We start from the raw sequence: 21,077 nt of genomic DNA, 5'->3' as shown, positions 1-21,077 counted from the left end.
CGCTGTTTTATCAGCCTTTCAGCTCTGCAATCCGCTGCCGGACAGCTTCGCGTTTTGCCGTGTAGTCTTTCTCTTTTCCGCGTTCTTCTTCAATGACATGCTCAGGAGCTTTTTTAATAAATCCTTCGTTGCCGAGTTTTTTCTGAACGCGTTCGACCTCTTTTGTCAGCTTGTCGAATTCTTTTTGCAGACGGGCGATCTCCTCATCAATGTTAATCAGCCCTTCAAGCGGCAGAATGACTTCCGCTCCGGTGACGACCGCTGTCATCGCTTTGTCTGCCGCAGTGATATCCGTCCCGATTTTCAGCGTGCTCGGATTCGTAAAGCGTTCAACGTAAGAACGGTTCTTCTCAAGGCGGCCGGCAATGTCTTCGGTAGCTGTTTTAATGTAAAGCTCAACCTGCTTGCTCATCGGCGTGTTGACTTCGCTCCGGATATTGCGGACAGAACGGATTAATTCAACGAGCAGTTTCATATCCGCCGCTGCCTCTTTATCCGTATGTTCCGGCACCGGAACCGGCCAAGAGCTGATCGTGATTGACTCGCCTTCATGAGGAAGGTGCTGCCAGATTTCTTCCGTTAAGAATGGCATAAACGGGTGAAGAAGACGCATCGTCTGGTCAAGCACGTATGCCAGAACAGAACGGGTTGTTTTCTTCGCCGCTTCATCTTCCCCGTACAGCGGAAGCTTTGCCATTTCGATATACCAGTCGCACACATCGTCCCAGATAAAGTTGTACAGGTGGCGTCCGACTTCGCCGAATTCATAACGATCCGCAAGCTGGGTTACGTCTTCTATCGTTTCATTCAGTCTTGTGAGGATCCACTTATCAGCAACTGATTTTTCACCGGACAGATCAAGCTCGTCATACGTCATGCCGTCCATGTTCATTAAGGCAAAACGGGAGGCGTTCCAAATTTTATTTGCGAAATTCCATGTGGATTCCACTTTTTCATAGCTGAAACGGAGATCCTGTCCCGGTGAACTTCCGGTTGCCAGGAAATAGCGCAGGGAATCCGCTCCGTACTTGTCGATGACATCCATCGGGTCCACGCCGTTCCCAAGGGATTTACTCATTTTTCTGCCCTGCTCGTCACGGATTAAGCCGTGAATCAGCACGTCTTTGAACGGACGCTCGCCGGTAAACTCAAGACCTTGGAAAATCATCCGGGATACCCAGAAGAAAATGATGTCATATCCCGTTACAAGAACATCGGTTGAGTAATACCGCTTAAAGTCTTCAGCGTTTTCATCAGGCCAGCCCATTGTAGAAAACGGCCAAAGCGCGGAGCTGAACCATGTATCAAGCACGTCTGAATCCTGTTCCCAATTTTCACTGTCCTCAGGCGCCTCAAGGCCGACGTACACTTCTTTTGTTTCTTTATGATACCAAGCCGGGATGCGGTGGCCCCACCACAGCTGACGGGAAATACACCAATCACGGATATTTTCCATCCAGTGCAGGTACGTTTTCTCGAACCGGTCAGGAACGAAGTGAACTTTCTCTTCTTTTGACTGAAGGTCAACCGCAGCATCGGCCAGCGGCTGCATTTTGACAAACCATTGTGTGGACAGGTACGGCTCAACAACGGCGCCGCTTCTCTCACTATGTCCGACAGAATGCATATGGTCTTCGATTTTAAAGAGAACACCGGATTCCTGAAGATCATTGACGAGTTTTTTGCGGCATTCAAACCGGTCCATGCCGTTATATTGCAGCGCTTTTTCATTCATTGTTCCGTCTTCATTCATGACGAGAATCCGCTCTAGATTGTGGCGGTTTCCGAGTTCAAAATCATTCGGGTCATGGGCAGGCGTGATTTTAACGGCGCCTGATCCGAATTCCATATCAACATAATCATCGCCGACGATCGGAATTTCGCGGTTTGTAATCGGCAGAATCACCGTTTTGCCGATTAAGTGCTTGTAGCGCTCATCTTCAGGATGAACCGCGACAGCCGTGTCGCCAAGCATCGTTTCCGGACGGGTGGTCGCGATTTCAATTGAGCCTGAACCGTCTGCTAACGGATAGCGCAAATGATAAAACGCGCCCTGTACGTCTTTGTAAATTACTTCAATATCGGATAAAGCCGTTTTTGTGGCAGGGTCCCAGTTGATGATATATTCGCCTCTGTAAATCAAGCCTTTTTTGTACAGCTTGACGAATACTTCCCGCACTGCTTTGTTCAGCCCTTCATCAAGAGTGAAACGTTCGCGCGAATAATCGAGTCCGAGCCCCATCTTGGCCCATTGGCTGCGGATGAAATCAGCATACTCTTCCTTCCACTTCCACGTTTCTTCTAAAAACTTTTCACGGCCGAGATCATAACGGCTTGTGCCCTGTTCGCGGAGTTTCGCTTCGACTTTTGCCTGAGTGGCGATGCCGGCGTGGTCCATGCCCGGAAGCCAGAGCACGTCATAGCCCTGCATGCGTTTCATACGCGTAACGATATCTTGCAGCGTCGTATCCCACGCATGTCCGAGGTGCAGCCTGCCCGTCACGTTCGGCGGCGGAATGACGACAGAATACGGCTGTTTCGTTTGATCGCCGCCCGCTTCAAAATATTTTCCTTTCAGCCAAAAATCATAGCGGCCTTTTTCAATCGCAGACGGATCATATTTTGTCGGCATTGTTTGTTCGTTTGTATCCATGATAACCCTCCAGCATGTTTAGAAATGGCTGAGCAACTAAAAAAGAGCCTTCATCCTGATAAAGGACGAAAAGCTCTTTCGCGGTACCACCTTTTTTCATGAACAGATTTGTTCATGCACTTAAACGGATAACGGGTGCGGCCCGAATTTCTCTACTGTATGTTCAAGAAATTATGCTCCCGGGCGACCTTCCAATGAGACGGCATAAGAAGCCTTTCAGCACAGTAGCTTCTCTCTCTTCATGCGTCTTTCTTGTACTCTTCCCGTTCAAAGCAGGTGTATTTATATCAGCTCATGATCTTATTTATTATGTTCTTTATTATAGTAAAAGTGTTTTTGATTCGTCAATCATCTTTTCCAAAAACCGCTGCCGTCATACATAAATGGGCATGCACCCCGCCCTTTCCCTTACATACGATACATAGAAAGGCGAATGTGAGGAGGAATTGCCCGTGAGAAAAAAATTCAATTCTTATTCGCTCCCCCAGTGGGCCAGACAGGTCCGCCTTGTATCCGTGCAAGTCATTATCCCGATTACGATCTTTCAGGGGATCAGGACGATTTTCTTTCCGACGACTTTTGATGTCCTGCTGCTTGCCATCCTGCTGTTTTTAGCGTGCGCCCTGCATTTGGAATGGATATAAAAAAACGAGTCCCGTTATGAAGAGGACTCGTTTTCCGCTTTTATTTTTTTCTCCCGCTCAATCTGATGAACCTTCATGAGAAAAGGCTCAACATTTTTCATCTGCCAAAACGCTCTTAATAATTGCGTACACTCTTCTTTTTCAGAGCCCCTTTGGCCGGTCTGATACCGTTTCAGCACTTTGTACATGGCGGACGGATAAGCCATATAGCTGAGAAACAGGCTGATTTCCGCTTCACGGAGCGGGAATGATTTGTGATACGTATAAAACCAGTCCAGACATTCCGGGCATGCTTTCGGATAGCTTCTGAACATTCTGGAGTAAAAGCCGAGCAGGTCGTTTTGCGGAGGGCCCAGCGCAGCTTTCTCGAAATTCGTGAAAAAGCCCGATCCCGCATCATTATACAGAAAGTGGCGGCTCGATAAGCTGCCGTGGTTGATCACCGCTCTCGTCTTGTCATGATCCTTTGCCGCGTCAAACCATTCTTCCAGACGTTCCAGAGCAAAATTGACGGCAGAAACCGTTTCTGTAAGATACGTAACAGCCTGCAGTTCAAAAGGTGAAAGATACCACTCTTTTTCCGCCCGGTCGGCGAATTGTTCATAGACAAGCTTATCATTTTCCCAATCTCTTTTCGTTGCTTCATAAAAGCCGCTGATATCTTCAGTCCGGATTTGGATGTCCCGCACAGTCGCGGAGTGGAGCTTCGCGACCTCTTTAAAAAGGTAAACATGTTTTTGGTCCCGTTCCTCTTCCTGATCGTACTGAAGCCAAGGCATTAAATAATAAGAATTCTCCGTCTGTGTTCCCGCAAAAAAATCGCCGGCATACGTGCGGCAGATCGGCACAAATGATCGGTAGCCTTTCTCCTCAATCTCAATCATAAGATCCGTAAATTCACTGCTGCGGGCCGGCTTGAGCTGTTTCAAAGCAAAAATGCCGTAGTTTGAGTAGACCTTCCAAACATGCGGGCTGACAGGCTCAATATACTCAGCCGCCAGCCCGTATTCCTGAAGCACTGATTGGACTGCTTCCATTCCATTCACCACATTTTTACGGCCTCTTTGTGCTTACGCATGGCTGTTATTATATTCAGGTATATACAGAAGCTGACCTTCTTCAAGCTCGTCATCAAACGATAAAGCATTCGTTCTGATGAGCTGCTGGGATGTTATGTCATATCGTTCACACACCCGGTCGATAGTATCTTGCTGCTGTACGATACAAATTTTCATTCTTGAAAACTTTTCTTCTTCCCTTGTAAATAATTTTGTCAAGTAATGAGAGTTGTCATTTTCCTTCTGCTCGGTTCCCGGTGCCGCTTCTTCATTCTTTCTTTCAGACTTAAGCGGCTCAGGCGGTTCAGCTTGCGCCGGCTCCTCAGGCGGCAGTTTGGAAAACTGAAAAGACAAATCGAGAGGCTTCCCGGTTTCCTCCTCCGGCGGCGCCATCTTCCTTACCTCAATTTCGAACCCTACTTCATCCTGAGACTCTTCTTCAAGCAGCTTAGGAGCGCTGTAAAACTCCTCTTCCTGCTGTTCCGGAACGAACTCGCGATAAACGGGCGCCTGCTCTTCTTGAAAAACCGCAGGCTCATCTTCGTCTTCTGCCGCCTCATGATCGCTCTGACGGAGAAGCGGCTCGGCCTCTGGCTGTTTTTCTTTTTGAAGGAAGGGCTGTTCCGCAATTTTTGGTTTTTCTGCATGCGGAGTCAGAGTGAACGCAGGGAAAACCGGCTCGTTATCATCTTTTGGCTCTTCCTGCACTTCTGCTGAATCATCGTCAAATACAGGTTCATTCCTCACAGCCGACATGATTGCAGGCTCCTCAGCTTCTTCCTGCTCTTCTTCGTGTTGGAAGGAAACGGGAGGAGGAGGCTCAGTAAAGGAAACAGGTTTCGGCACCTCTTCCTGCTCCCTCAGAACCGGGGCGGTCTCCTGCTCTTCTTCTTCCCGCTCCCTCAAAATCGGGGCTGCTTCCTGCTCCTCTTCTTCTTCCCGCTCCCTCAAAATCGGGGCTGCTTCCTGTTCTTCTTCTTCCTGCTCCCTCAAAATCGGGGCTGCTTCCTGTTCTTCTTCTTCCTGCTCCCTCAAAATCGGGGCTGCTTCCTGCTCTTCTTCTTCCTGCTCTCTCAGAATCGGGGCTGCTTCCTGCTCTTCTTCTTCCTGCTCTCTCAGAATCGGGGCTGCTTCCTGCTCTTCTTCTTCCCGCTCCCTCAGAATCGGGGCTGCTTCCTGCTCTTCTTCTTCCTGCTCTCTCAGAATCGGGGCAGCTCCCTGCTCTTCTTCCTCCTGCCTGAGTAAAGGCGGGGTTTCTTCCTCGTTCTTCTCGGTTTCTTGTGCTGCTTCTTTTGATACACTCAAAGGTATTTCAGGCTCATGGCGTATCATTAATTCTGGTTCGTTTTCGTCCTCCAAATGATGTCCGGCAAGATTGATCATTTCTTCTCTGGCAAATTCAGGAGCCACGTACAAAGGGATCTCCGGCTCTTTTGGCTCGGATTCCTCAAGCAGCCCTTCAATTGCCAAATCAGCCTGAATGGTTAAGATCCTTGAATCCGTCAGCTGATAATCAAAGGCATCGATAAATACGAAAACATCATTGAGGTGGCTCACTTTATTTTTCGGAATCGTAATATCCACCGGGAAACAATGAATGAGCTCGGCCGTGCCATCCTCCCTCGCCCTCACTTCCTCTACATGCCTCATCTCCCTATCAAGCTCTTCAAAATGACTGCTGTGATCTATGTTGTACTCGCCAGTAAGTTCTAATGATCCTTTAATTGAGACATAATCATTTACTTCCTGCACCCTGATGTCAGGGTCTAATGAAATCGAAAGTAATTCAGAAACTTCCTGTCCTTTTTGGAAACAGATTGATTCTTCAACAGAAAATTGCAATCGGTGATTATGCGGCAAGTTCATATCCTCCTTTCATCTAATCCATACAATTAGATGTCACTAAAGGTGTATGCCGCAATCCGGAAAAATATGATAATGGAGGCATTGAAAAAAGCCGATACAAGTCTTGCTTGCATCGGCTTTTCGGTATCAGCGGCTGATCGCCTGGAACACTTTCTCAGCGGCTTGAATGGTATTTTCAATATCCTCCATTGTATGCGCAGTGGAGAGAAACAATCCTTCAAATTGAGACGGCGGCAGAAATACGCCTGCGTCGGCCATCCCTTTATAATACTTGGCGAACAGCTTTAAATCAGAAGATTTGGCTGCTTCATAGTTAATGACAGGCTCATTTGTGAAAAAGAAGCCGATCATTGAACCCGCCCGGTTAAACGTGTGCGGAATGCCATGTGCTGCAGCTGCTTTTGAAATGCCTTCTTCAAGCATATCGCCTTTTTTCACAAATTCTTGGTAAGATTCAGGTGTGAGCTGCTGTAACGTCTCAAGTCCCGCTGTCATGGCAAGCGGATTTCCTGACAATGTTCCAGCCTGATAGATCGGACCGCTCGGCGCGATTCGTTCCATAATGTCAGCTTTTCCGCCATACGCACCGACAGGAAGACCGCCGCCTATGACTTTGCCGAGACACGTTAAGTCAGGCGTCACGCCGAAATACCCTTGCGCACAGTTATAATCCACGCGAAAACCGGTCATGACCTCATCAAAAATGAGCAGCGCGCCATACTGTTCCGTCATGTCGCGAAGTCCTTGTAAAAAGCCTTCCTGCGGCGGAACAACGCCCATATTGCCTGCTACCGGTTCAACAATGACCCCGGCAATATCTTCACCGTACTCCCGGAATGCGAGTGCAACGCTTTCCAAGTCGTTGTATGGAACGGTAATCGTATTCATTGCTATTCCTTCCGGCACGCCCGGGCTGTCCGGAAGGCCGAGTGTCGCCACTCCGGATCCCGCTTTGATCAGCAGTGAATCACCATGGCCGTGGTAACAGCCTTCGAATTTCAAAATTTTGTTTCGGCCGGTATATCCTCTTGCCAGACGCAGGGCGCTCATTGTCGCCTCTGTGCCGGAGCTGACCATCCGCACGATTTCAACAGACGGCACACGGTCAATGACCAATTTGGCCAGTTCGTTTTCCACCTCAGTAGATGCTCCGAAACTTGTCCCGTTCTCGGCTACTTTTTTCAGGCTTTCAACGACCCGGTCGTTCGTGTGGCCCAAAATGAGCGGCCCCCAGCTCAGGACGTAGTCGATATATTCATTGCCGTCAATATCAAAAATTTTCGATCCTTTTCCGCGCTGCATAAAGATCGGGTCCATATCGACTGATTTAAACGCGCGCACCGGGCTGTTCACTCCGCCCGGCATCAGTTTCTGCGCTTCTTTAAAAGCGGCTTTTGATTTTTCATAGCTTCTCATCTGCCTCAGCTCCCGTCAAATGAAATCGTTACTCAGCAAGCCATCTTGCTGCGTCTTTTGCATGATACGTCATAATCAGATCGGCTCCTGCACGTTTCATGCCCGTTAAAATTTCCAGCACCATTTCTTTTTCTTTAATCCAGCCGTTTTGGGCTGCCGCTTTCACCATGGAATACTCCCCGCTCACATTATATGCGACCAGCGGCAGGTGATGGCGGTTTTTCACATCACGCATAATATCTAAGTATGACATAGACGGTTTGACGATTAAAAAGTCAGCGCCTTCTGCCGCGTCTGATTCAGCCTCACGGAGCGCTTCCAAGCGGTTGGCCGGATCCATCTGATATGTTTTTCGGTCTCCGAACTGCGGCGTGCTGTCAGCCGCGTCGCGGAACGGACCGTAAAATTCACTTGAATATTTCACGGCATAAGACATGATCGGAATATTCGTGAATCCTTCTTTGTCGAGCGCTTCCCTGATCACTGTGACAAAACCGTCCATCATATTTGAAGGAGCGATGATATCAGCGCCGGCTTTGGCCTGACTGACGGCTGTCTGAGCCAGCAGCTCAAGCGACTCGTCATTGAGGATTTCTCCGTCTTTCACGACGCCGCAATGGCCGTGATCCGTGTATTCACAGAGACACGTATCAGCGATGACGATCATTTCAGGATAATGCTTTTTAATTTCAGCAATCCCTTTCTGCACAATGCCGTGATCGTGAAAAGCCTGGGTTCCGCAGGCGTCTTTTTCTTCCGGCACGCCGAAAACGATGACCGACTTAATGCCGAGCGATATCAGCTCAGCCATTTCATCCTTTAACAAATCGAGTGATACATGATAAACCCCCGGCATGGAAGGAACTTCTTTTTTTCCTTCGAGCCCTTCAACGACAAATAACGGGTAAATAAAATCTGAGGGGTGAAGACGTGTTTCTTTTACTAAATCTCTCATCGCAGCGTTCGCGCGCAAACGGCGGTGTCTGTTAAATGTTTGATTCATCATTATCAATCCTTTCCCGACATACTGCACATGACGTCCAGCATGCCTTCAATCGTATAAGTGTCAGGCACATGGGATGAGATCCCGTATTCCAAGAGCGCTTTCTCTGTCAAAGGGCCGATGCTGATATAGCTCGCACCGCTGTTTTCCCACGCTTTTTCTCCGTCTCCGACCGCGTGCATAAACGTATGGACCGCCGATGAGCTGGTAAACGTAATAAAATCAAAATGAGAGCGGGATGCAGCCCGTCTCAGCTCGTCCATGCCTTTTTCATCCTGAATGGTATTGTATAACACCCATTCCCTTATTTGATAGCCAAGCGGCTCAAGCTCCGCTTTTATGACATCGCGTGATAAATTGCCCTTTATCACTGAAATGGGTTCGGCAGCTGATGCGTGCCGTTTTAAAGTATCAGCCAGACATTCCGCCACATACTCGTCAGGCATCGCATCCGTCCGGGCTCCCCGCTCTTTCAGGGCGCGCGCAGTCTTTTCACCGACGGTCGCGATTTTTTTCCGTCCCGATAGCGCAAGACCGTGACGATCAAGATAGGAAAAAAAGAACCGGACACCGTTTACGCTTGTAAACACAAGCCATCCCGGCTCAGAAAGGTCTTCCCGCAGACTGTCCGCACATTCATCCGGGAGCGCTTCCTGAAAAGCGATCAGCGAAGCGGAAACAGCCGTTCCGCCGAGCGCTTCCACTTTTTTTCGGAACGGTGCGGCCTGTCTTTTGTTCCGGGTGACAAGCACGGTCTTTCCTTGTAAAGGAAGGTCATTTGCCATCCTGATCGAGCTCCTGTTTCACGCTGTCGATTAATGCTTTGGCTCCTTTTTCAGACATCATCGCCGCACAGCGTTTTCCGATTTCTTCCGGATCATGTCCCGCCGCTGTTTCTTTATAAATCGTCTTTCCGTCCGGAGACGCGACAAGACCGACCAATTCAACCTCATCCCGGTCATTGACGGACGCATACCCGGCTATCGGCACTTGGCAGCCGCCTTCCATCGCGTGTAAGAAAGCCCGTTCGGCTGCCACCGTGCGCTGCGTATACTCATCGGTAAATTGCGCAAACAGCTTCAAAAGCTCCTCATCCGACTCTCTGCATTCAATGGCAAGAGCGCCTTGGCCGACCGCAGGCAGACAGCGGTCCGGTTCGAGAAATTCAGATACGACATCATCTTTCCAGCCCATTCTCGAAAGTCCCGCAGCCGCTAAAATAATAGCATCGTAATCTTCCGTTTCAAGCTTTTGAAGTCTCGTATCAATATTGCCTCTGATCCACTTAATTGTAAGATCTGGGCGTTCAGCAAGAATCTGGGCGCTTCTTCTTAAACTGCTGGTGCCGATGATGCCTCCTTCTTTTATGTCGTCCAGCTTTTGATGCCCCTTTGAAATCAGCGCATCACGCGGATCCTCACGTTTCGGTATGCAGCCTATGACAAGACCCTCGGGCAAAACGGCGGGCATGTCTTTCATGCTGTGAACCGCCATATCAATCTCCTGATGCAGCAGCGCCTGTTCAATCTCTTTGACAAACAAACCTTTGCCGCCCACTTTTGACAGTGTAACATCAAGGATGCGGTCGCCTTTTGTGACAATCTCCCGGATTTCAAAGTTATAGGAAGGGTTCAATTCCTTCAGTTTGTTAATCACCCATTTTGTCTGGGTCATAGCCAGTTTGCTCCGTCTGGAACCTACCTTAATCGTTCTCATTTTCTTTCCTCCCGAATCTGTTTGGGCGCGTGCGTTAACTGAACCAATGGAATTGCGACAGGCTTCCGAGCAGGAAGTAATTAATCATCAGCACGAGAAAACATGCTGAATTCCATAACGCCGCCACTTTTCCCTGCAGTTCCTTAATCAATCTGATATATAAATAGTAGCTGTATAAAAGCAGCACAATAAACGAGCCGAGCACTTTTGAATCAAACCAGTACAGCGTTTCCAGCGACACATACGCCCAGATCACGCCTAATATCAGGCTCAACAGCAGCATCGGAACCCCGATGACATTTAAAACGTAAGCCATATAATCAAGTTTTGACAAATCTTCAATTCTCAACAGCCATTTTCCCCATTTTTTCTTCTTTAATAAAGAATATTGAAACTGATAAAGAAGCGAAAAGACAAAAGAAAGGGAAAAAGCGCCGTAAGACAGAATCGCCATTGTAATATGAATGACCAAAAGCTCTGAGACCAGCTGGCCGGAAAAAGCGGCCGAATGCTGATCCGTCGGTGAAAACGTATGGATCGCAATCATCGAGAAACCGATGACATTCGTGAAAAACACGATAAAATCAACGCGCAGAATCTGCGTGACCACAAGTGAGAGCGTGACAAGCACCCACGCATAAAAGTAAAGGGCCTCCGTAATATTCAAGACCGGAAATCTGCCCGTCTGCCACATAAAATAAGAAAGATAGACGGTTTGCAGAGTCCAGACAATAGAAAGCAACCAGAAGGCCATTTTCCCAGCCTTCCGGTTGTGTTGAAGAAAATCTATAAAGTAAAAAAGGACGCTTACTGCATAAATAACAATTGTCGCTTCATTAAGTCTTGCCATTGCTGTATCAATCATACAGCCCTCACTCACTTACAAGCGGACGTAAGCCCGTTTTTGCTTCTGCCTTTTGAAACGAATGAACCGTCTGGCGGTTATCCAGGCTTTTGTCCAGCTGGCGGCCGGCCTCTTCCTCAATATCGAAAATCTGCATAAACAGCTTCAGCTTTTCATCTGAATCCGCTTCAGCCGCAAGCTCTTTCGCTTTCAGAATCGGGTCGCGCAGCATTTGGTTAATGATGCTTTTCGTATGTTTGCTGAGAAGTTTTTTCTCTCTTACCGTCAGATGAGGCAGCTTGCGCTCAATGCTCTGCATCGTATCGGACTGGATGGACAGCGCCTTTTCACGCAGCGCCGAAATGACCGGCACGACGCCGAGCGTATTAAGCCACTGCTTAAACTCAACAATTGCCGCTTCAATAAACAGCTCGACTTTTTCAGCGGTTTCACGGCGTTCTTGTAAGTTGGCTTCAACGATTCCTTCAAGGTCATCAATATCGTACAGAAAAACACCTTCAAGATCGTTCAGCGCCGGATCGAGATCTCTCGGCACAGCGATATCCACCATAAATAACGGGCGGCCTTTCCGCTGTCTGCCCGCTCTCTCCATCATTTCTTTAGACACGACGAAATCACTTGCGCCTGTCGAACTGATTAAAATATCAGCTTCAGCAAGTGCATGTTCAAGCTGGTTTAAGCTGCGCGCTTCTCCGGAGAAACGGTCAGCGAGCGCTTTTGCCTTCAAAAACGTTCTGTTGATGACCGTTACTTTGCCGATGCCCTGACCGTGCAGGTTTTCTGCGGCGAGCTCGCCCATTTTTCCCGCACCGAGAATCAAAATGTGCTTATTTGACAATGAGCCGAAGATTTTTTTCGCGAGTTCAACGGCGGCGTAACTGACGGAAACGGCATTGGCGCCGATATCGGTTTCAGCATGCGTGCGTTTGCCGACGGTCACCGCCTGTTTAAACAGCTCATTGAAAATGGTGCCGATCGTCTTTTCTGCCTGCGCCGTTTTAAAGCTTGAGCGGACCTGGCCGAGTATTTGCGTTTCTCCGATGACCATGGAATCCAAGCCGCATGCCACACGGAATAAATGCTCGATCGCCGCGTCGCTCTCATAAAATTTCAGAAACGGAGACAGCTCTTCTTTCGGCAGCGAGAACCATTCGGATAAAAATGTTTTTATATAATAACGGCCGGTATGAAGCTGGTCGACCACCGCATATATTTCGGTGCGGTTGCAGGTTGACACGATAATGTTTTCAAGAACGCTTTTTTCTTCTTTTAAACGAAGCATCGCTTCCGCAAGCTCATCCGGCTGAAAACTTATTTTTTCGCGTATTTCAATAGGGGCGGATTTATAATCTACTCCCACAACAAGAATATGCATCGCTTTCATGCACCCCCGTACATCGCAATTTATTTATAATCATTCTAACATAGAATTTATTATTTATAATAATTATAACATAGTTTCTTCGGGAAAATGTGAACAGATTTCAAAAATGTTATGCTATAGTATAAAAAGCTCGTTTCCACTGTAATCATCATACTAAAAATCCTTTACTGCGGGTAGGTGACAGGATGAAAAAAACATCAATTTTATTACCGGGACTTCTGCTTGCCGCTTCATTATTCGCATGGCTTCAGAGCGGACAGGTTCACCTGTTTGCGAATCAGGGGGAATGGCCGGTGCTCCTTATGCTTTTGGGTGCCGTGCTCTTGTATCAGGGCAAAAAGGAAGCGGCCGGGCCTCACGTCCTGATCGGCATGCTTCTTTTCGGCATAGGTTTACACTTTTTCGCCAAACCTGAGCTCTCATGGTGGCCGGGAGATTTTGAAATGATTCTCTTCGTCTTCGGATTCTCCTTATTTGCGGCAGCCAGAAAAGAATATGTATACGAAGCGGTTGCCATGATTGGTTTTTCCCTCTTTTTATACTTCTTTAAACAAATTACGGCGTGGCTGGAGTCCGTCCATATTCCGACGGAACACTTCAAAACATACTGGCCGTATGTTTTCATCGGAATCAGCCTTTTATTATTGTTTATCAAGCGGAACAAAACTATACGATAAAACCCAAAACGCACTGCGTTTTGGGTTTTTCATTACCGGCTGATCATTTTTTTAATGGCTCCCCATGCTTCATCTTTGCCTTTTTTCGTTTCAGAGGAAAATAAAATCAGCTCATCTTCAGGATCCATATCAAGCGTCTGTTTGACAACCTTTAAGTGCTTGTCCCATTTTCCTTTTGGAATCTTATCCGCTTTTGTCGCGATAACGATGACGGGAATGCCGTAATACTTCAGGAATTCATACATGTTCACGTCTTCAGCAGACGGCGCGTGCCTGAGGTCGACAATCTGCACGCAGGCTTTCAGCTCTTCGCGGGTCGTCATATAGGTTTCAATCATTCTCCCCCATGCTTCCCGCTCGCTTTTGGAAACTTTCGCAAATCCGTACCCGGGAACATCGACAAAATGCAATTCATCATTGATGATGTAAAAGTTTAGGGTCTGTGTTTTCCCCGGTTTTGATGACGTTCTGGCCAAGTTTTTCCGATTGATTAATGAATTGATAAAAGATGACTTTCCTACATTTGATCTTCCCGCCAGCGCGATTTCCGGAAGCCCCCCATTAGGGTACTGTTCGGGTTTGACCGCGCTGATCACGATTTCTGACTTTGTGACTTTCATTTCTTCTCTCCTACTAAGGCATGTTCCAAAACGTCATCCAGGTGAGAAACGAATATAAACTTCAGTCCTTCTCTGACGCTTTCTGGAATATCCTCTATATCTTTTTCGTTATCTTTAGGCGCAATAATAGTGGTCAGGCCCGCTCTGTGCGCGCCGAGCGCCTTTTCTTTCAGTCCGCCGATCGGAAGCACGCGGCCCCGCAGCGTGATTTCTCCCGTCATACCGACTTCGCGTTTTACCGCACGGTCCGTTAATGCTGAAACGAGCGCCGTGGCCATCGTAATTCCGGCAGAAGGGCCGTCTTTCGGCACCGCTCCTTCAGGGACATGGATATGAATGTCATACTTCTCATGGAATTTCGGATCGATTCCGAACTGTTCCGCTTTCGAGCGGACATAACTGAAAGCGGCCTGCGCTGATTCCCGCATGACATCTCCAAGCTTCCCGGTCAGAATCAGCTTTCCTTTTCCCGGTGACAATGACACTTCGATTGACAGCGTATCTCCGCCGACCGTCGTATACGCAAGCCCCGTGACAACCCCGATTTGATCTTCGGTTTCCGCCTGTCCGTATCTGAATATCCGTTTTCCGAGATAGTCGGCCAGATTTTTCTCTGTAACGGTAATGCGTTTTCTCTCCTCAGACACAATGGCTTTTGCAGCCTTTCGGCAAATGGCGGCAATCTGGCGTTCAAGCGTTCTCACGCCGGCTTCCCTCGTGTAGTAGCGGATGATGTCCGTAATCGCCTGGTCCCGAATCTGCAGGTTGCTCTTTGTGAGCCCGTGCTCTTTGATTTGTTTCGGAAGCAGGTGGTCCTTCACGATCTCCAGCTTTTCGTTTTCAGTGTAGCCTGACAGGCTGATAATCTCCATTCTGTCTCTGAGAGGGCCCGGGATGGAAGCAAGGTTATTCGCAGTCGCGATAAACAGCACTTTCGATAAATCGAACGTCTCTTCAATATAGTGGTCGCTGAATGTGCTGTTTTGTTCCGGATCCAGCACCTCAAGCATCGCCGAAGACGGATCGCCTCTGAAATCAGACGACATTTTGTCGATCTCATCCAGGAGAAAAACCGGATTTTGTTTGCCGGCTTTTTTCATCCCCTGTATAATACGGCCCGGCATCGCTCCGACGTATGTACGCCGGTGCCCGCGGATTTCAGACTCATCGCGCACTCCGCCCAGTGAAATTCTCACAAAACGGCGCCCCATGCTCGTACTGATTGATTTTGCAAGAGATGTTTTGCCGACTCCCGGAGGTCCGGCCAGACAAAGAATCGGCCCTTTCAGCGTTTTCGTCAGCTGTTTCACGGCCAAATACTCCAAAATCCGCTCTTTCACTTTCTCTAAGCCGTGGTGCTCTTTATCTAAGATTTCCCCGGCTTTTTTAATATCAAGTTTATCTTCTGTTTCATCTGACCACGGAAGGGCGATGAGCCAGTCGATATAGTTGCGGATAACAGAGCTTTCCGCTGAGCTTGACGGCACTTTTTCGTAACGGCTTAATTCCTTAAGCGCCGTTTCTTTGACACGCTCAGGCATGCCTGCTTCTTCTATCTTTTCCGTGAGCGACTGAACTTCGCCGGTTTTTCCTTCTTTGTCGCCAAGCTCCTTCTGAATGGCTTTCATCTGTTCACGCAAGTAGTATTCCTTTTGAGTGCGTTCCATCGAACGTTTGACGCGCTGACCGATTTTTTTCTCAATCTCCAGCACTTCTTTTTCATTATGAATGGAACGGATGACCTTATTCAGACGTTCTTTAATATCCGCCGTTTCTAAAATGTCCTGCTTGTCCTTTAATTTCAGCGGGAGATGAGAAGCGACGATATCCGCCATTCTGCCGGGCTCTTCAATATCAGTCACAGCCGCATACGTTTCTGCGGAGATTTTTTTAGAAATTTTTATGTACTGGTCAAAATGGTCCAGCAGCGTCCGCATAAGCGCTTCGTCTTCCACGTCTTTTGAATCATCCTCATGCATCAGCTGTATATCGACCGAAATATAATCTTCGAGCTCGGTGTATTCAAGGATCTGCGCCCGCTGAATTCCTTCTACAAGCACTCTGATCGTACCGTTGGGCAGCTTCAGCATCTGTTTAATTTTTGTATAAGTGCCGACGGCGAAAATATCCTCTTCACCCGGTTCGTCTATCGAAATATCCTGCTGAGTGGCTAAAAAAATCATATGATCATGCATCATTGCCTGTTCAAGAGCCTGAACCGACTTGTCACGGCCTACATCTAAATGTAAAACCATTGTCGGGTATACCAATAAGCCTCTTAAAGGGAGGAGCGGGATGCTGCGTTTTGTATCTTCTGCCATGTGACTGACACCTCCGTGACTTTAGTATGAACCATTATAATACAACTTTTTCACCGTTGTACAATTCCGGGATCGGGCTTTAATCGGCTTATCCGCCTGCCCTGTATATAAAACAGTCTCTTCGTAGTATACCCTTTCTTTCTGTTCTGAAAAAGGAAAAGATGTCCTCCATAAAAAAACCCCATTATAAAAATGGGGTTTATACGGATTCTTTATTCATTTGGATATCAAACGGTTTTTGTTCTGAAGGAGGGTCAACCAATATGACGTCCAGCACTTCCTGGAACGTTTTTACCGCTTTAATGGTGATTCCGTCTATTCGTTTCAGAATGGACTGCTGATTTTCATATGGGATAATGACCGTTTTTGCTCCGGCCTGTTTTGCGGCTTTAATTTTCGGAATGACGCCGCCGATCGGTTTGACAAGCCCCGTCAGGCTGATTTCTCCCGTCATCGCCACCGTATGGTCGATCGGGATGCGGTGAATCGCGGAAAAAATCCCCGCGGCCATTGCGATACCTGCTGAAGGTCCGTCAATCGGGCCTCCGCCCGGAAAATTGACGTGAATGTCATAGTCTGAAGGTTTGATGCCCATTGTGCGGAGAACCGTCAGAACATTTTCCACAGATCCCTTCGCCATGCTTTTGCGGCGGATCGACTTCGATTGGCTGCCGATACTTTCTTCCTCTGCAATTCCCGTGATATTCAGGCTTCCTTTGTCCTGCGCAGGTGTGACATTCACTTCGATTTCCAGCAATGCGCCGCTGTTCGGCCCGTAGACGGCAAGTCCGTTCACGATGCCGACTTGCGGTTCATCGGCAATTTTCTGCTCATTTTTAGGTGTAAGCTGACTGGAATGAACAACCCATTCTATATCTTCTGTCGTAATTTCTTTTCTGTCCTCAGTCACCGCCATGCCGGCGGCGATCTGGATCATATTGACGGCTTCACGTCCGTTTCTCGTATATGTGGTCAGCACACTGAGAGCTTCGTCAGAAATCTCTTTCTGAATTTTGTCGGCTGCTTTTTTCGCAACGATTTTAAGTTCATCCTTTTCCAGCTCGCGGAAAAATACTTCAAGACAGCGCGAACGGATGGCCGGCGGAATTTCATTCGGCATTCTCGTTGTCGCTCCGATCAAACGGAAATCTGCCGGAAGCCCATTTTGAAAAATATCATGAATGTGATTCGGTATTTGCGTATTTTCTTCACTGTAATACGCACTGTCTAAAAATACTTTTCGATCTTCAAGCACCTTCAGCATTTTATTCATCTGAATCGGGTGAAGCTCGCCGATTTCATCAATAAACAATACCCCGCCGTGAGCATGGGTCACAGCCCCCTGTTTCGGCTGCGGAATGCCTGCTTGGCCCATCGCACCCGCTCCCTGATAAATCGGATCATGCACTGAACCGATAAGCGGATCGGCAATCCCCCGTTCATCAAATCGCGCGGTCGTCGCATCAAGTTCAACAAATACAGCCTGCTTTTGAAACGGTGACTGTTTATGTTTTTTCGCTTCTTCCAATACCAGCCGCGCCGCAGCCGTTTTACCGACTCCCGGAGGACCGTAAATAATGACGTGCTGCGGGTTCGGTCCGCAAAGCGCTGCTTTTAACGCTTTAATTCCGTCTTCCTGGCCGACAATGTCCTGAAAGCTTTTCGGCCGCACCTTTTCTGATAAAGGTTCTGATAAACTGATGGCGCGCATTTTGCGCAGCTGTTCCATTTCTTTTTTTGATTCTTTATCTATCGTCACTTTTTGTGTACGCTGGTTTTTGAGCAGATTCCAAAAATATAATCCGATGACTATCCCGAAAAACAGCTGTACAAATAATGCGATCCCTGTCCAACTCATGCTGGTCCCTCCTGAAAAAACGATTTATGTATCCAATTCATTCCTCTGTCCGCTAGTATCTCCCAGCAAAGCCCGAAATAAACATTTTCAGAAGGGTCAGGACAAGAAAAAAACCTCCTGATCAATTCGAGTCAGGAGGTTTTGTCATGTTATGCTGATGTTTTATCTTGGCCGACAACTGTGCCGTCTTTTAATACAAGACGCGGTGCTTCACCGTCTGCGACTGTCGCTCCGGTAATGACACATTTTTCAATATCATCGCGGGACGGCAGATCAAACATGACGTCAAGCATGATGCCTTCAATGATAGAACGCAGGCCGCGTGCGCCTGTTTTACGCTCGATCGCTTTTTTCGCAATTTCAGATAATGCCTCGTCTTCAAATTCAAGCTCGACATCATCAAGTTCTAACATTTTCTTGTATTGTTTGACGAGTGCGTTTTTCGGTTTAGTCAGAATTTCAACCAGTGCCGTTTCGTCAAGCTGCTCAAGGCTTGCAATGACAGGAAGACGGCCGATGAATTCAGGAATCAGACCGAAACGGAGCAAGTCTTCAGGAAGAACTTTAGAAAGCAGTTCTTCTTTTTCCAGGTCTGCCGCTTTATTATCAGAGCCGAAGCCGATGACTTTTTGTCCGAGACGGCGTTTGATGATTTGTTCGATGCCGTCAAATGCACCGCCGCAAATGAACAGGATGTTCGTCGTATCGATCTGGATGAATTCCTGATGAGGATGTTTGCGTCCTCCTTGAGGCGGCACGCTTGCAACCGTTCCTTCAAGAATTTTCAGCAGCGCCTGCTGAACGCCTTCGCCTGATACGTCGCGTGTAATGGACGGGTTTTCAGATTTTCGCGCTACTTTATCGATTTCATCGATATAAATAATACCTTTTTCTGCTTTTTCCACATCATAGTCTGCTGCCTGAATCAGCTTGAGGAGGATGTTTTCTACGTCCTCACCGACATATCCGGCTTCAGTCAGAGATGTAGCGTCCGCGATCGCAAACGGCACGTTCAGAATACGCGCAAGCGTCTGGGCAAGAAGTGTTTTCCCGCTTCCAGTCGGTCCGATTAAAGAAATATTACTTTTAGAAAGCTCGACATCATCCACTTTACTGTTGGAGTTGATGCGTTTGTAATGGTTGTATACCGCAACCGCAAGTGATTTCTTCGCCTGATCCTGTCCGATGACATATTCATTCAGAATCTCACGGATTTCCTGCGGCTTCGGAACGTCTTTAAATTCGACTTCTTCTTCTGTACCAAGCTCTTCCTCTACGATTTCTGTACAGAGCTCAATACATTCGTCGCATATATATACACCCGGTCCTGCAACCAGCTTACGAACCTGATCTTGCGTTTTTCCGCAGAACGAGCATTTCAATTGTCCTTTTTCCTCGTTGAATTTAAACATTCTTTCACCCCTTAATCTTGTCTCACTTTTTCTTTTACCTGAAGGGCAAAAGAAAACGGTTCTTGCTACGATCGAGTATGTATTGCATTTTACCATACTTTCCAGTAAGACGGTAACAATGTGTTTCGCACTTGCACATTCTATATGTATGACGAAAAACAGCCCGGCAATGACTATCTTGCCCCAAGAAAAAGAGTTATATCATAATTGTACAAAACAAGGCACGAATTAATCGCGCCCTGTTTTATTATGTCTATTATTATGAACCATATTAACGGTTTTCTACAAGAAAATCAATTGCTTTTCGAACTTTTAAATCTTCTTTCATCGCGTCAGTTGAACCGATTGCCTGCTTAATGTTTTCAACCGGCATGTTGTAAGCTTCAGCCATTTTAGTCAGCTCAGCTTCAACTTCTTCGTCCGTTACTTCAAGGTTTTCTGCTTGAGCGATCGCTTCAAGAGTCAGGTTTGATTTTACGCGTTTTGCGGCATCTTCTTTCATTTGCTCTTTTAACGCGTTTTCGTCTTGGCCTGAGAATTGAGTGTAAAGCTCAAGGTTCATGCCTTGCATTTGCAGACGCTGTTCGAATTCTTTCAGCATGCGGTCAAGCTCAGTGTCGATCATCGCTTGAGGAACATCAGCTTCAGCGTTTTCAGATGCTTTCAGAACAAGCTCTTCACGCAATTTAGCGTCAGCTTCGTTTTCTTTTGCTTCTTCAAGGCGTTTTTTTGTTTTCTCAGTTAATTCAGCAAGCGTTTCAACTTCTTCGTCAATGTCTTTTGCGAATTCGTCGTTAAGCTCAGGAAGCTCTTTCGCTTTGATTTCATGAATTTTCACTTTGAAAACAGCTGGTTTTCCGGCAAGCTCTTCAGCGTGGTACTCTTCAGGGAATGTTACTTCAACATCCTTTTCAGCGCCTGCTTCAAGGCCTGTTAACTGCTCTTCGAAGCCCGGGATGAATGAACCTGATCCTACTTCAAGTGAGTAGTTCTCAGCTTTTCCGCCTTCAAACGCTTCGCCGTCAACGAAACCTTCGAAGTCAAGAACGACTGTATCGCCGTTTTCAACAGCGCCTTCTTCTTTCACGACAAGCTCAGCCTGACGCTCTTGAAGAGCTTTAAGTTCGTTTTGTACATCTTCGTCAGTAACGGCAGTGTCATCTTTTTCGATTCCTAAGCCTTTGTAATCGCCAAGTTTCACTTCCGGTTTTACAGTCACTTTTGCAGTGAAAATCAAGCTTTCGCCTTTTTCGATTTTTTCAACATCGATTTCAGGGCGGTCTACAGGCTCAATGCCGGCTTCTTCAACCGCTTTAGGGTATTCTACAGGAAGTAAAATATCTAAAGCATCCTGGTAAAGAGCTTCAACGCCGAAACGCTGTTCGAATAAACCGCGGGGAACTTTCCCTTTGCGGAATCCAGGAATAGAAACCTGTTTTACTACTTTTTTAAATGCATCATCAAGAGCTGTTTTGAACGTATCCGCATCAACTTCAACCGTTAATACGCCTTCGTTGCCTTCTTGTTTTTCCCATTTTACAGACATGTGTTTCCCTCCAAAAATCTATTCAGGTTGTGTCGGTC

16 protein-coding genes and 1 other annotated feature are annotated in these 21,077 nt (G+C 47.3%); of the genes, 2 read left to right on the top strand and 14 right to left on the bottom strand.

The window, feature by feature from the left end; all coding sequences use genetic code 11:
• Positions 1-10 precede the first annotated feature (10 nt).
• Positions 11-2,653: a valine--tRNA ligase gene (locus BZ167_RS16370; RefSeq protein ID WP_064115684.1), complete on the bottom strand. Its 2,643-nt coding sequence runs from the start codon at positions 2,651-2,653 to the stop codon at positions 11-13.
• Positions 2,654-2,711: 58 nt separating this feature from the next.
• Positions 2,712-2,933 (bottom strand) — a binding site (T-box leader).
• A 172-nt stretch (positions 2,934-3,105) separates the two neighbouring features.
• Here BZ167_RS16370 and BZ167_RS16365 point away from each other — a divergent pair.
• Positions 3,106-3,297 (top strand): hypothetical protein, encoded by a 192-nt coding sequence (locus BZ167_RS16365; protein WP_003152639.1) that lies wholly within the window; start codon positions 3,106-3,108, stop codon positions 3,295-3,297.
• A 14-nt stretch (positions 3,298-3,311) separates the two neighbouring features.
• Here the strand turns inward: BZ167_RS16365 and ysxE are convergent, their stop codons facing one another.
• The 8 genes from ysxE to hemA form a co-directional block, all read right to left on the bottom strand.
• Positions 3,312-4,334: a spore coat protein YsxE gene (gene ysxE / locus BZ167_RS16360; RefSeq protein ID WP_039255075.1), complete on the bottom strand. Its 1,023-nt coding sequence runs from the start codon at positions 4,332-4,334 to the stop codon at positions 3,312-3,314.
• Between the two features lie 33 nt (positions 4,335-4,367).
• The gene (locus BZ167_RS16355) at positions 4,368-6,215 is read right to left on the bottom strand and encodes a LysM peptidoglycan-binding domain-containing protein (RefSeq protein ID WP_039254349.1); all 1,848 of its coding nucleotides are present in this window, start codon (positions 6,213-6,215) and stop codon (positions 4,368-4,370) included.
• Between the two features lie 132 nt (positions 6,216-6,347).
• A complete protein-coding gene (gene hemL, locus BZ167_RS16350) occupies positions 6,348-7,637 on the bottom strand; it encodes a glutamate-1-semialdehyde 2,1-aminomutase (protein ID WP_012118112.1) in 1,290 nt (429 codons plus the stop codon).
• A 28-nt stretch (positions 7,638-7,665) separates the two neighbouring features.
• Entirely contained in the window at positions 7,666-8,640 is a 975-nt protein-coding gene (hemB, locus tag BZ167_RS16345; RefSeq protein ID WP_099686900.1) for a porphobilinogen synthase, read from the bottom strand.
• A 5-nt stretch (positions 8,641-8,645) separates the two neighbouring features.
• On the bottom strand, positions 8,646-9,425 hold the full coding sequence (locus BZ167_RS16340; RefSeq protein WP_015417934.1) for a uroporphyrinogen-III synthase: 780 nt from the start codon (positions 9,423-9,425) through the stop codon (positions 8,646-8,648).
• Complete coding sequence (hemC, locus tag BZ167_RS16335) at positions 9,415-10,356, bottom strand: hydroxymethylbilane synthase (RefSeq protein WP_007408155.1); 942 nt, start codon at positions 10,354-10,356, stop codon at positions 9,415-9,417. The genes BZ167_RS16340 and hemC overlap by 11 nt, the downstream gene beginning before the upstream one ends.
• A 34-nt stretch (positions 10,357-10,390) precedes the next feature.
• Positions 10,391-11,221, bottom strand: a complete 831-nt coding sequence (locus tag BZ167_RS16330) for a cytochrome c biogenesis protein (RefSeq protein ID WP_015417935.1) — start codon at positions 11,219-11,221, stop codon at positions 10,391-10,393.
• Positions 11,222-11,228: 7 nt separating this feature from the next.
• Positions 11,229-12,596 (bottom strand): glutamyl-tRNA reductase, encoded by a 1,368-nt coding sequence (gene hemA, locus BZ167_RS16325; protein ID WP_003152628.1) that lies wholly within the window; start codon positions 12,594-12,596, stop codon positions 11,229-11,231.
• 194 nt (positions 12,597-12,790) lie between these two features.
• On the opposite strand from hemA, the gene BZ167_RS16320 reads away from it, so the two are divergent.
• Positions 12,791-13,282 (top strand): hypothetical protein, encoded by a 492-nt coding sequence (locus tag BZ167_RS16320; protein ID WP_015240316.1) that lies wholly within the window; start codon positions 12,791-12,793, stop codon positions 13,280-13,282.
• Positions 13,283-13,314: 32 nt separating this feature from the next.
• Here BZ167_RS16320 and yihA read toward each other — a convergent pair whose 3' ends face one another.
• The 5 genes from yihA to tig all read right to left on the bottom strand — a co-directional run bounded on the left by yihA (position 13,315) and on the right by tig (position 21,039).
• On the bottom strand, positions 13,315-13,902 hold the full coding sequence (yihA, locus tag BZ167_RS16315; RefSeq protein ID WP_007612895.1) for a ribosome biogenesis GTP-binding protein YihA/YsxC: 588 nt from the start codon (positions 13,900-13,902) through the stop codon (positions 13,315-13,317).
• Positions 13,899-16,223 (bottom strand): endopeptidase La, encoded by a 2,325-nt coding sequence (lon, locus tag BZ167_RS16310; RefSeq protein WP_077392144.1) that lies wholly within the window; start codon positions 16,221-16,223, stop codon positions 13,899-13,901. The genes yihA and lon overlap by 4 nt, the downstream gene beginning before the upstream one ends.
• Before the next feature lie 199 nt (positions 16,224-16,422).
• On the bottom strand, positions 16,423-18,081 hold the full coding sequence (gene lonB / locus BZ167_RS16305) for an ATP-dependent protease LonB (protein ID WP_012118116.1): 1,659 nt from the start codon (positions 18,079-18,081) through the stop codon (positions 16,423-16,425).
• 149 nt (positions 18,082-18,230) lie between these two features.
• Complete coding sequence (gene clpX, locus BZ167_RS16300; RefSeq protein ID WP_007408149.1) at positions 18,231-19,493, bottom strand: ATP-dependent protease ATP-binding subunit ClpX; 1,263 nt, start codon at positions 19,491-19,493, stop codon at positions 18,231-18,233.
• 271 nt (positions 19,494-19,764) lie between these two features.
• The gene (gene tig, locus BZ167_RS16295; RefSeq protein ID WP_003152618.1) at positions 19,765-21,039 is read right to left on the bottom strand and encodes a trigger factor; all 1,275 of its coding nucleotides are present in this window, start codon (positions 21,037-21,039) and stop codon (positions 19,765-19,767) included.
• Between the last annotated feature and the right edge of the window lie 38 nt (positions 21,040-21,077).

Source organism: Bacillus sp. 275, assembly GCF_001999205.1.
Classification (GTDB): Bacteria; Bacillota; Bacilli; order Bacillales; family Bacillaceae; genus Bacillus; species Bacillus velezensis.
This window is presented reverse-complemented; position numbering and strand designations above follow the sequence as displayed.